The 11,701-nt window shown below is 45.9% G+C and carries 10 protein-coding genes; 2 read left to right on the forward strand and 8 right to left on the reverse strand.

What is annotated here, in order from left to right:
- Window positions 1–13: 13 nt before the first annotated feature.
- From M1K46_RS04570 to M1K46_RS04585, 4 genes are all read right to left on the reverse strand, one after another.
- Window positions 14–1,156, reverse strand: coding sequence for an acyl-CoA dehydrogenase (locus tag M1K46_RS04570; protein WP_256225126.1), 1,143 nt, complete (start codon window positions 1,154–1,156; stop codon window positions 14–16).
- 31 nt (window positions 1,157–1,187) lie between these two features.
- Window positions 1,188–2,039 (reverse strand): 3-hydroxybutyryl-CoA dehydrogenase, encoded by an 852-nt coding sequence (locus M1K46_RS04575; protein WP_256225127.1) that lies wholly within the window; start codon window positions 2,037–2,039, stop codon window positions 1,188–1,190.
- A gap of 17 nt (window positions 2,040–2,056) precedes the next feature.
- Entirely contained in the window at window positions 2,057–3,238 is a 1,182-nt protein-coding gene (locus tag M1K46_RS04580) for an acetyl-CoA C-acetyltransferase (RefSeq protein WP_256225128.1), read from the reverse strand.
- A 383-nt stretch (window positions 3,239–3,621) separates the two neighbouring features.
- The gene (locus M1K46_RS04585) at window positions 3,622–5,766 is read right to left on the reverse strand and encodes a heterodisulfide reductase-related iron-sulfur binding cluster (protein ID WP_256225129.1); all 2,145 of its coding nucleotides are present in this window, start codon (window positions 5,764–5,766) and stop codon (window positions 3,622–3,624) included.
- A 232-nt stretch (window positions 5,767–5,998) separates the two neighbouring features.
- Here M1K46_RS04585 and cls point away from each other — a divergent pair, with 232 nt between their 5' ends.
- Both cls and uvsE read left to right on the forward strand, forming a co-directional pair.
- Entirely contained in the window at window positions 5,999–7,201 is a 1,203-nt protein-coding gene (gene cls / locus M1K46_RS04590) for a cardiolipin synthase (RefSeq protein WP_256225130.1), read from the forward strand.
- Window positions 7,202–7,268: 67 nt separating this feature from the next.
- Window positions 7,269–8,222: a UV DNA damage repair endonuclease UvsE gene (gene uvsE / locus M1K46_RS04595; protein ID WP_256225131.1), complete on the forward strand. Its 954-nt coding sequence runs from the start codon at window positions 7,269–7,271 to the stop codon at window positions 8,220–8,222.
- Here the strand turns inward: uvsE and M1K46_RS04600 are convergent.
- The 4 genes from M1K46_RS04600 to M1K46_RS04615 form a co-directional block, all read right to left on the reverse strand.
- Window positions 8,215–8,973 carry an alpha/beta fold hydrolase gene (locus M1K46_RS04600; protein ID WP_256225132.1) on the reverse strand — a complete coding sequence of 253 codons (759 nt, stop codon included), beginning with the start codon at window positions 8,971–8,973 and terminating at the stop codon, window positions 8,215–8,217. The genes uvsE and M1K46_RS04600 overlap by 8 nt on opposite strands.
- A 19-nt stretch (window positions 8,974–8,992) precedes the next feature.
- Window positions 8,993–9,166, reverse strand: a complete 174-nt coding sequence (locus M1K46_RS04605; protein WP_062238484.1) for a XapX domain-containing protein — start codon at window positions 9,164–9,166, stop codon at window positions 8,993–8,995.
- 333 nt (window positions 9,167–9,499) lie between these two features.
- Entirely contained in the window at window positions 9,500–11,170 is a 1,671-nt protein-coding gene (gene argS / locus M1K46_RS04610) for an arginine--tRNA ligase (protein WP_256225133.1), read from the reverse strand.
- Window positions 11,167–11,610, reverse strand: a complete 444-nt coding sequence (locus M1K46_RS04615) for a DUF1934 domain-containing protein (protein ID WP_248254448.1) — start codon at window positions 11,608–11,610, stop codon at window positions 11,167–11,169. The genes argS and M1K46_RS04615 overlap by 4 nt, the downstream gene beginning before the upstream one ends.
- Window positions 11,611–11,701: the final 91 nt, after the last annotated feature.

An 11,701-nucleotide genomic window follows, 5' to 3' on the forward strand; every position in this document is an offset into this window, starting at 1 on the left:
TTTGCCTCCCAGTTTAATCTTGTAATAAGTGCTTGCTCAGCACGATACGTTGAATTTCACTCGTTCCTTCATAGATCTCACAAACTTTGGCATCCCTGAACAGACGCTCTACCGGGTACTCTTTCGTATAGCCGTATCCCCCGTGTACCTGAATAGCGTCGATCGCCACCTTCATGGCCGTCTGTGAAGCGATCAGCTTTGCCATCGAAGCCTCTTTTTTGCACGGAATGCCCAGGGTACGAAGATTAGCAGCACGGTAGGTCAGAAGTTTGGCCGCCTCTACTTTTGTTGCCATGTCCGCAAGCATGAACCCAAGTCCCTGCTGGGCACCGATCGGCTTTCCGAATTGTTTGCGGCTTTTAGCGTATTCCAGGGAATGCTGAAGACCTGCTTCGGCAATCCCGAGTGATTGTGCTGCAATGCCAATTCTGCCGGCTTCAAGGTTGCTTAATGCGATTTTGAAGCCTTCTCCTTCAGTCCCGAGCAGGTTTTCTTCTGGAATTTCCGCCTGGTCGAAGATAATCTCGCACGTATTCGAACCGTTCAGCCCCATCTTCTTCTCTTTTTTTCCGATCGAAAAGCCTGGTGAGCCTTTCTCTACGATAAAAGCTGAAATTCCCTTTGGTCCCGCTTCAGGGTTTGTCGAAGCAAAAACGATATACGTATCTGCCGCACCCGCATTGGTGATAAAGATTTTAGATCCGTTCAGAATGTACTTATCGCCCTTTTTTACGGCTTTTGTTTTGAGGGCTGCTGCATCAGAACCCGCGCCCGGTTCCGTTAAAGCGAAAGCACCTAAATATTCACCGCTTGCGAGCTTTGGAATAAACCGCTGCTTTTGCTCTTCATTTCCAAAATGATAAATCGGATTGGTTCCAACGCTTGTATGAACAGAAAGAATGACACCAACCGTTGCACTCACCTTTGACAATTCATGAATGGCAATAATATACGAGGTGTAGTCCATGCCTGCACCGCCGTATTCCTCGGGTATGGGAATCCCCATAAGGCCCAATCCAGCCATCTTTTTTACAACTTCTGTTGGAAACTGATCATTTTCATCCATCATATCCACGATGGGTTCAATTTCTTTCTGTGCAAAATCGCGCACCATTTTTTGCATCATGAGCTGTTCTTCTGTAAACGTGAGATTCACGTTTTATTCCCCCTGTCCAAGCATTCCTGCATCAGCTGTAGGTGTAGAACCCTTTACCTGATTTCTTTCCGAGCCAGCCAGCTTTCACATATTTGCGAAGAAGCGGGCAAGGCCGGTATTTGTCATCTCCAAAGCCTTCCTGGAGTGTTTCCATAATGTATAGACATGTATCAAGACCGATAAAGTCTGCCAAGGTCAGCGGCCCCATCGGATGATTCATTCCAAGTTTCATAATTTCATCGATAGCTTCCGGTTCAGCCACTCCTTCATAAAGTGCAAAAATAGCCTCATTGATCATCGGCATCAGGATCCTGTTGGAAATAAAGCCAGGAAAATCATTAACCTCAACAGGCACCTTGCCTACCTGTTTCGTCACGGTCTCAATGACGTTATATACCTCGTCACTTGTTTGCAGTCCGCGGATAATTTCAACGAGTTTCATCACCGGGACCGGATTCATAAAATGCATGCCGATGACACGTTCCGGCCTTTTCGTTACAGCTGCAATCTCAGTAATAGGAAGGGAAGAGGTGTTACTCGCCAAAATGGCATGTTCCGGCGCCATCTCATCAAGCATCTTAAACATCTGGGTTTTGACATCCATATTTTCTACCACTGCTTCAATGACCAGGTCTGCATCTGCTGCGTTTTGAATGCTCGTTGAAGGGTGGAGGCGTTCTAAAACAGCCTCTCTTTCTTCGGCTGCCATTCTTCCCTTTTCCACCTGGCGAGAGAGTTGCCGTGAAATAGAATCCAGTCCTTTTTGTACAAATTCTTCTTTAAGATCGTGGAGAAAAACCTTGTAATTTGCCATTGCACATACTTGAGCGATTCCTGAGCCCATTTGTCCGGCTCCGATTACCATGATGGTCTTGACGTTCATTCTGATTCCCCCTTTGTTTATTTCACTTCAATAAGAACTGCATCACCCTGGCCGCCGCCTGAGCAGATGGATGCGATTCCCAGTCCTCCGCCGCGTCTTTTCAGTTCATGAATCAATGAAACAATGATTCTCGCTCCGCTTGCTCCGATCGGATGCCCTAAGGCTACCGCTCCGCCGTTTACGTTTACTTTTTCCAGATCAAGGTTCGCAAGCTCTGCACTTGCCAGCGCCACTGCTGCAAAAGCTTCGTTAATTTCAAAAAGGTCGATTTCTTCAAGCTTTTTTCCTGTTTTTTTCAACAGTTCGTTAATGACAAGGCCCGGTGTTTTTGGGAAATCCTTTGCGTCAAGAGCGATTGCCGCAGCCCCGAGAATGGCAGCCATCACTTCTTTTCCTTCTTTTTGCGCCCGTTCTTCTGACATAAGAACAAGAGCTGCTGCACCGTCGTTAACTCCAGGAGCGTTCCCGGCTGTAATGGTTCCTTCCTGAGAAAAGACCGGCCCAAGTTTAGCCAAACGCTCAGCAGTCGTATCTTTTCTTGGTGCTTCATCTGCTGTTACAGAAACAGGCTCTCCTTTTCGCTGTGGCACCTCTACAGAGACAATCTCTTCAGCAAATGTTCCATTCTCGGTTGCAGAAACGGCTCTTTGATGGCTCCTGAATGCCCACTCATCCTGTTTCTCACGCGAAATTTCAAGCTCTTGCGCCACTTGGTTTCCGTACGTCCCCATGTGAACGCCAGTAAAAGAACACGTAAGCCCGTCATGTGTCATCAAGTCCTTCACCTGGCCGTCTCCCATACGGTAGCCCCAGCGAGCTTTTGGAAGAATGTAAGGTGTATTGCTCATTGATTCCATACCGCCAGCTACAATGACCTCTTCATCACCAGCACGGATAATCTGATCCGCCAAGGTTACGCTCCTCATTCCGGAAGCACACACTTTATTGATGGTCTCGGTCTTAACTTCCCAAGGCAATCCCGCTTTCTTGGCAGCCTGGCGAGAAGGGATCTGTCCCTGTCCGCCCTGCAGCACACAGCCCATGATCAGTTCATCTACTTGGTCTGCTCTGACATCCGCTCTTTGCAGCGCTTCCTTAATCGCTGCTGCACCTAGATCAGATGCAGATAATGTGCTTAATGATCCGCCAAACTTACCGATCGGTGTACGTACACCGCTGACAATGACTGTTTTACCCATGAGAATCCTCTCCTTTTGTAAAATTAAAACGCTTTCAAGATGTACCGAGCGAACGCTCGGTCAACGAAGATCCATGGGTTAACCTGCTGCCAATGGACAGCAGGTTAACCTTGGCTGCTCTTAGGAGTAGTTGATTTCCGTTTCAGATGCTCGCTTTCCGCGGGGCGGGCGGTGAGTCTTACCGGCGCAAGCGCCTACCTCCTCGGCGCAGGCGCCTGTGGGTCTCACCTGTCCCGCATTTCCCGCAGGACAAGGAAGGCTTCGGCAGCGTTATATCGCACGAAGAAAATGTGAAATTCATTTTCGAGGAGTCTCGCACCTTGCACTCCAATCAACTTGTCAATGAAGTATCTTTACAAAAAGGTTCCTAAAGCAGCCATCTTTTAGGAAAGAGCCTTTTCTTTTGATGAACCAAACAACGATCTTTCAAGAATTTCGACTACATCCAATGTTTGGACTCGGTCTTCTACTTCCTTCGCTTTTGTTCCATCACTCAGCATCGTTAAGCAATATGGACACCCGCTTCCGATCATCGTTGGATTCACTTCAAGCGCCTGCTCCGTTCTTGCCACGTTGACACGCTGACCGGCTTTTTCTTCCATCCACATCATCCCGCCGCCGGCACCGCAGCACATGCCGTTTTGACGATTGCGGTTCATCTCAACAAGCTTCACCCCAGGGATCGCTTTTAAAATCTCACGAGGCGGTTCATAAACCTCGTTATAACGTCCAAGATAGCAGGAATCGTGGTAAGTGATGACTTCATCCACTTCAAATTTCGGTGTGATGCGTCCTTCCTTGATCCAATCTGCCAGCAGCTCTGTATGGTGATAAACCTCACCTTCATAGCCAAACTCCGGATACTCGTTTTTAAAGGAATTGTAGGCATGCGGGTCAATCGTAATAATCTTCTTCACATTATGTTTTTCAAATAACGCGATATTGCTGTTGCAAATTTCCTGGAACAAGAACTCGTTTCCGATTCGTCGAGGCGTATCTCCGGAGTTCTTTTCCTTGTTTCCAAGGATGGCAAACTTGACGCCAGCCTCATTCATGATTTTTGCAAAAGCAAGTGCAATTTTTTGGCTTCGGTTGTCGTAAGCGCCCATCGAGCTGACCCAGAACAAGTATTCAAATTCTTCTCCGGCTTTCTCCATTTCTTTTACTGTAGGAACCGAAACGTCTTCGCGAAGCTCTCGCCAGTTTTCTCTTTCTTTCTTGGAAATTCCCCAAGGGTTTCCTTGCTTCTCGATATTTTGGATGGCCCGTTTGGAATCTGCGTCCATCTTTCCTTCTGTAAGGACCAGATAGCGGCGCATGTCGATGATTTTATCCACGTGCTCATTCATAACCGGACATTGATCCTCACAGTTTCGGCAAGTGGTACATGCCCAGATCTCTTCTTCCGTCATGACTTCGCCGATCAGTTCAATATTATATTCAAACTTGAACGCGGAGCTTCCGTCTGTCGCAGCAGCCATTTCTTTGGCGCCCTGTCCTTTTCCTGCGGCTTCAAAAGCAATCTGGTTGCCTTTTGTATTCGCGAAAGCAAAGGAAGGCATCCAAGGCGTGCGTGAAGTAACCGCCGCTCCTTTTTCAGTGAGGTGATCCCTTATTTTAATTATCATATCCATCGGTGAAAGCATTTTGCCTGTACCTGTGGCCGGACAAACATTTGTACAGCGTCCGCATTCTACACAAGCATACAGATCGACAAGCTGCTTTTGGTTGAAGTCTTCCACTTTACCGACGCCGAAAACTTCTTGTGTCTCATCTTCAAAATTGATGGAAGAAAGTTTTCCTACTTTATCCTTCCTTCCCAGCCAAACATTCAGCGGGCCCGCGATCAAATGAGCATGCTTGGACTGCGGCACATAGACAAGGAACGTGAGAAGGAACAGCAGATGAAGCCACCATGAAATAAAGAATATGGTGACGACCGCAGCTTCCGGCAGCCCGCCAAGGATATAAGCGAGGCCTGAAGCAATCGGTGCCGTCCATTCAAGTTCCTGATTATGCCAAAGGATTTCCATGGCGTTGCCAAGAAGGACGGAAAGCATTAATCCACCAATGAACAGTAAGACAAGTCCTGCTTTAAAGCCCCGTTTAAGGCGTACCAACTTTTCGACATATCTGCGGTAAAACGCCCAAACGACAGCCACAAGTATGAGGAAAGTTACGATTTCCTGAAAAAATGTAAATCCGGGATAAAGCGGCCCGAGCGGGAGGTGAGACCCAGGGGCAAGCCCTTTCCATATAAAATCAATCGCACCAAATTGGACAAGAAGGAATCCATAGAAAAACAACACATGAATGATCCCGCTCTTTTTATCTTTTAAAAGCTTCTTCTGACCGAATACATTTACAAGCACAGCTTTAATCCGTTCCTGCACGGTATGGTCAAATTCGACTTTTTTACCCATTTTGATGAATTCATACCGCGTTTTCACCACATACGCAAACAAATAGACGGCGTAAGCGGTTACAAGAATAAAGGCAATCCAGTTCAAAATCTGTAAACCGTTCATCAATTATGCTCCCTTCATCTTTGTCTGTTGCTTTCCCTTTTCCTATATATGCCTTAAATAACTATTCAAAAAGGGGAGAATTTTCTGAAACCATTATAACATATAAAATATAACTGAATGAGCATTCAGTCAATATTATTCAAAATAATTTTTTCGGGTGGCTGACACCGATGATTCTCCTGATTCTTGGAGATACTAATCAGACCTATTTCCACAAGAAAGGAGTACCGCCATGGCCATCGTATACAGTATTTTAATCCTCCTGCTTGCAGCCGTTATAATAGCAGTGTTTGTTTGGCTCGATTTTCAATTAGGCAAGAAAAATGTTGCGAAAAAGGAGCTGGAAGATCCTGCTGTCTGTACGGGGGAAGCGGTTCTCATCACGACCGGTACGGATTTTTTCGATACGTTGTTTGAGGAAATAGAACAAGCCAAACATCATTTACATATTCAATTTTATATTTTCAATGAGGACTGCATCGGCAAAGAGATGACATCTCTTCTGAAAAGAAAGGCGAGAGAAGGAGTAGCTGTACGTTTGCTCGTTGATTATATGGGCAGTTTTTTCCTAAAAAAGAAAGCCATACATGAAATGAAGCTGGCAGGGGTTCAATTTGCCTATAGCTTTAAGCCCGAATTTCCTTACTTCTTTTATAAACTGAACCGTAGAAACCATCGGAAAATAACGATTATTGACGGAAAAAAAGGATTTACCGGGGGATTCAATGTAGGAGACGAATATTTAGGAAGGGATCCGAAGCTTGGGGATTGGCGCGATTATCATTTACAGCTGGATGGCCCTGTAATCCATTCCTTGCAGCACCAATTTCTTCTCGATTGGGAGGAGGCTTCGTGTGAAAAGTTAAGCGAGAAATCTTATTTTCCGGAACTTGAAGAGGGGCCTCAGACTTTTACGGCCCTTTTCTCATCCAAACAGATCTATTCGTTCTTCTTGCAGCGAATTGAACAGGCCCAAACCCGAATCTTTATCGGCTCACCCTATTTTATACCGGATGCCAGCCTGCAGAGAGCTCTCCTTCATGCACTGAAACGCGGTGTGGAGGTAATCTTGCTTGTCCCGATGAAATCCGATCATCCGCTCGTAAAAGAAGCTTCCTATCCGTACCTGAGGGAACTGTTAAAAGCCGGATGCCGTGTCGACCAGTATTATGAAGGTTTTTTCCATGCGAAAGTTTTTATGGTCGATGAAAAAATCTGCGATATTGGCACAACAAATTTCGATCTGCGAAGCATGTTTACCAATTCAGAAGTAAACTGCATTTTCCATGATCCGGAACTGATTAAAGTGACGCTGAAGGCCATTGAAGTAGACTTAGCCCGTTCCGAAACCCTGCAAGTCACGGCTTTGGACAGGCTCTCGCTCTGGACAAAAACAAAAATTCAGATCTCACGGGTTCTTTTACCTTTTTTATAAGTTTTGTTTAAGTTATGCTTAAACGGTGAATGAACGAGTATGACTTGACTTCAAAGGGGCTGCTGCAATGATTGTATCTTTTGGTTTTGTTTCCACCGCTCTTACCCTTTTCGATTCATCACCGTCAAAAACGATGACTTTTGCCACTTGGTCAAAGCTTGAAAAAGAGGAACGGGAACAGCGACTAATTTCCATTACAAAAACAAATTTAAAAAATGCACTGCGAATCATTCACTACAACATCGCTTCTCAATTTCCTTTATATCGGATGTCTTCCTCGATCGTTCCGCTGGCGACTCACCCTGACGTCGAATGGGAGTATTTAAAGCATACTGCTGAGGAGTTTCGTGCGGTTGGGGACCTTGTGAAAGCCCACGGCCTCCGTGTGAGTCTGCATCCAAACCAGTTTACCCTGTTTACAAGCGCCAAGGAGCATATTACGGATAATGCTGTGAAAGACATGGAATACCATTACGCCATGCTCCAGGCGATGGGTCTTGAAAAGGAAGCACGGATCAACATCCATGTTGGCGGTACTTATGGGGATAAAGAATCTTCCATAGCACGATTCCATGAAAATATTAAAAAATTGCCTGCTCCCGTTAAACAGACCATGACACTTGAAAATGACGATAAAACCTATACGACTGAAGAAACGCTGGACATATGTGAAGCTGAAGGGATACCCATGATGTTTGATTACCATCATCACCTGGCCAACCCCAGTTCCGTTCCGCTGGAAGTACTTCTTCCCCGTTTTATTGCGACATGGCAAGGCACCGGGCGGCCGCCTAAAGTCCATCTATCTTCACCAAAAACAGAAAAGGCCTACCGAAGCCATCATGACTTCGTAAGCCTCGACTATGTGATGCCTTTCTTTAAAATGATCCAGCCATTTACGGATGAGCTGGATGTGATGATCGAAGCAAAACAGAAGGATATCGCCCTCATTCGATTGATTGGTGAACTCGCCAAGGTAAGGGGAATCAAACGGATGAGCGGAGGCACCTTGATCATCTGACGGACTCGGCCCAATGGGTCAGTGCGTGGTTAAAGAATCTGTACTGTTTAACTGGGATCTGATGGAATGCTCCCGGAACGATGATGGTATCGGTATGCGGTACGAGTCTTTGATAAATCTCCTTATAGGGTAAAAAATAAAAGGACCGGGAACCGTAGAACAATAACAGTGGTACTTGGATCTCAGGCAAGGATTCCGTGCAGCTATACTTCATACTTTCCTCATAAAAACGCCGCCAGGTCATCTGGCTGCCTTTTTTGCATTCCTCTGCAATTTCTTGCCTGTCTTCTCCATCCACTTTATGGGACCAAGCCAAACCGTTTATTAAAAAGCGAGGATAATGTGAAGCAAGATGGATCCCGAGCCTGAATTCTTTTTCTAAAAACCAGGACGCCACTTGCGGAAAACCTCCGCTTAACACGAGAGCCCGTACCCTCTCAGGGTAGCGCAGAACAAAATCCTGAGCCACCGTACCTCCCGCAGAATAACCGCACAGGATAGCCTTCTCGATTTCCAGTTTATCCAGCAAAGCGAGCAGGTCATCACTCAGTGTTCCAATCGTGAACGAGTCCTCCCTGCACAGCGTGTTGCCATGTCCCCGCATATCGTATGTAATCACTTTGAAATTCTGGTTTAGCCCTTCATGCTGATACTTAAAAATACGGGAAGTCAGCGCTGGAGGGTGGATAAAAACAAGAGGAAGACCTGACCCCGATTCTCTGTAAGATGTATGCACATCTCTTGCTGCCATACAAACCACCCCTCTTTATTCATGGCTTCATAAAAAGCGAAAACGCCCAAAGATAGATCTTGTATCCCAGGTAAATCCCAACGATTCCGGCAATGCCCGATAAGGCTGGCGGAGCAGGAATCGGCAGCTTAAGCATGGCAAAAACGATGCCTACAGCTGCACCTGTAATCAGTGCTAAAATAACCAGCTTCATTCTGCATTCCTCCCTCCGTTTATGGTCTCCAGTGATACGCAGTTTATCCCCCAGAAAAGCGCAAGCTCCTGGCCGCTTGCGCTGGACATAAAAAAAGGGGGCTGTCCAGAAAGTCGAAAATTGACCTTCAGGCAGCCCCTTTTTGGCTTGAAAAATCTTCAATGAAAAGTTAATTGAAGTGGAAGATGCGAGACTCCTGCGGGACTAGCGTGACAGGTGAGACTCCCGCCGGTGCTTGCACCAAGAGGCTCACCGCACGCCCCGCGGAAAGCGAGCAGCCTGGAACGGAAATCAACAGCTTACAGACTTCTTTGACAGCCCCTTTTCCTCTATTTACATTCGGTCAGGTGCGGAAACACCCACAACCTTCAATGCGTTTTCAATCGTGATTTGAGTGGCCTTCATCAACGCGTAGCGAGCGGTTGATTTTTCTTTATTTTCAGCATCGAGCACTCGCTCAGCATTGTAGAAGCTGTGCAGTGCAGATGCCAGTTCAAATACATAGTTCGTGATGCGGTGGGTGAGCATCTTATCAGCCGCTTCATCAATCGCAGCCGGGAATTCGCCGAGCTTTTTCAGCAGCTCAACCTCTTTTTCAGAGGAGACGTGAGAAAGGTCAAGCTCTCCGTCGCAGGACAAGCCCATCTCCGCACCCTGGCGCAGCATGCTGCATACACGGGCATGTGCGTACTGCACATAGAATACCGGATTCTCGTTTGATTTTGAAACCGCTAAGTCCATATCAAAATCAAGATGAGTGTCAGAGCTTCTCATCGCGAAGAAGTAGCGAGTTGCATCTATGCCTACTTCTTCCATTAGATCTTTCAGGGTTACAGCTTTTCCCGTACGTTTGCTCATCTTTACTTTTTCCCCGTTTTGGAACAAGGAAACAAGCTGGATAATTAAAACATCGAGCTGTTCACGGTCATAGCCAAGCGCCTGGATGGCCGCCTTCATTCGAGGAATATAACCATGGTGATCTGCTCCCCAAATGTTAATCAGCTTCTCAAAACCTCGGTCAAGCTTATCCTGGTGATAAGAGATATCCGGTGTCAGATACGTATACGATCCGTCATTCTTAATCAGAACACGGTCTTTATCATCGCCAAAGTCCGTTGTCCGGAACCAAGTCGCGCCTTCTTCTTCATAGACAACCCCTGCATCTTTCAGTTTCGAGAGGGCCTTGTCGATCTTTCCGGATTCGTAAAGGGACGTTTCAGAATACCATACATCAAAATTAACCCGGAATTCAGCCAGATCGATTTTTATTTTCTCAAGTTCCTTATCAAGGCCGTATTGGCGGAAGAAGTTGAAACGCTCTTTTTCATCAGCTGCAGCCCATTTGTCTCCGTACTCTTCAGCGAGGTCTTTTCCGAATTCAATAATATCTTTACCGAAGTATCCGTCCTGCGGCATTTCCTTTTCTTGCCCAAGAGCCTGAAAGTATCGTGCTTCAATGGAATAAGCAAGGTTATTAATCTGGTTTCCCGCATCATTAATATAATATTCACGGGAGACTTCATATCCTGCACGATCAAGGATGTTGCAAAGAGAATCACCAACAGCTGCACCACGCGCATGTCCAAGGTGAAGATTTCCTGTCGGGTTCGCTGATACAAACTCAACCTGAACCTTCTTCCCACTGCCGAATTCTGTTCTTCCGTAATCTTTTCCTGCTTTAAGAATAGCTGGAATTAAGTCTGTTAAATACGCATTATCCATGTAAAAGTTTATGAATCCCGGACCTGCAATTTCAAGCTTGCTGATGGATGCCTTACTTTTATCAAAATGATTCAGAATTTCTTCTGCAATCATTTTTGGTGCTTTCTTGGCAATACGAGCGAGCTGCATCGCCATATTGGTCGCGTAGTCCCCGTGCGACTTATCCTTTGGAATTTCAAGAACCACTTCTGGAAGCTGTTCTCTTTCTGCCAATCCTGCCTTAATTACCGCTTCTTCAATCTCTTGTTTTAAATGTAGCTTTACCTGATCTACAACGTTCATGACTTTGCCTCCTGAAAATTGATCTTTATCGAATAATTGCCTGTGTCTTCTCCCTGCAGTACAAGTCCATACTTCAAGAGCAAATCGCCTTCTTTGCTCTGCTGGTTCCAGCGGAAATTCATCTGATGTGTGGTTGTTTCCATCCATAGCTGGCCATATGGGGTATCGTACATCCCCTGTGTTGTCTGCCCGATCAAAAACTTCTGGCGCATGGCCACACTGCCGCTCCTTAAGATGACTATGCCTTCATGGTTCATTTTAATTACATTGTTGACTGAACCCGCGCCCTCTATAACTTCCGTATATTTGAGAAACGTACTATCCCCTTTGCGGTAAAGCGTTCCTTCCGCTTCGCCTTTATGTACATCTTTCTCCTTTGCATGCTGAATGACGGTTTCCATTATTAAATTGACCGAAATTACAGCGTCTTGTCCATCCATGTCGGATCCGTCCTTTTTATCATTTCTATTAAAATACAGAAGCACTGATTTGTTCTGTATGCCAATCTCATATGATTATTGTTTATAACTC

The sequence above is a fragment of the Fictibacillus sp. WQ 8-8 genome, from assembly GCF_024494405.1.
Lineage (GTDB): Bacteria > Bacillota > Bacilli > Bacillales > Fictibacillaceae > Fictibacillus_C > Fictibacillus_C marinisediminis.

Coding starts and splice junctions, on each gene's coding strand:
- M1K46_RS04575 (WP_256225127.1), bottom strand. CDS start 2,039: ATGAACGTCAAGACCATCATGGTAATCGGAGCCGGACAAATGGGCTCA.
- M1K46_RS04580 (WP_256225128.1), bottom strand. CDS start 3,238: ATGGGTAAAACAGTCATTGTCAGCGGTGTACGTACACCGATCGGTAAG.
- M1K46_RS04585 (WP_256225129.1), bottom strand. CDS start 5,766: ATGAACGGTTTACAGATTTTGAACTGGATTGCCTTTATTCTTGTAACC.
- cls (WP_256225130.1), top strand. CDS start 5,999: ATGGCCATCGTATACAGTATTTTAATCCTCCTGCTTGCAGCCGTTATA.
- uvsE (WP_256225131.1), top strand. CDS start 7,269: ATGATTGTATCTTTTGGTTTTGTTTCCACCGCTCTTACCCTTTTCGAT.
- M1K46_RS04600 (WP_256225132.1), bottom strand. CDS start 8,973: ATGGCAGCAAGAGATGTGCATACATCTTACAGAGAATCGGGGTCAGGT.
- M1K46_RS04605 (WP_062238484.1), bottom strand. CDS start 9,166: ATGAAGCTGGTTATTTTAGCACTGATTACAGGTGCAGCTGTAGGCATC.
- argS (WP_256225133.1), bottom strand. CDS start 11,170: ATGAACGTTGTAGATCAGGTAAAGCTACATTTAAAACAAGAGATTGAA.
- M1K46_RS04615 (WP_248254448.1), bottom strand. CDS start 11,610: ATGGATGGACAAGACGCTGTAATTTCGGTCAATTTAATAATGGAAACC.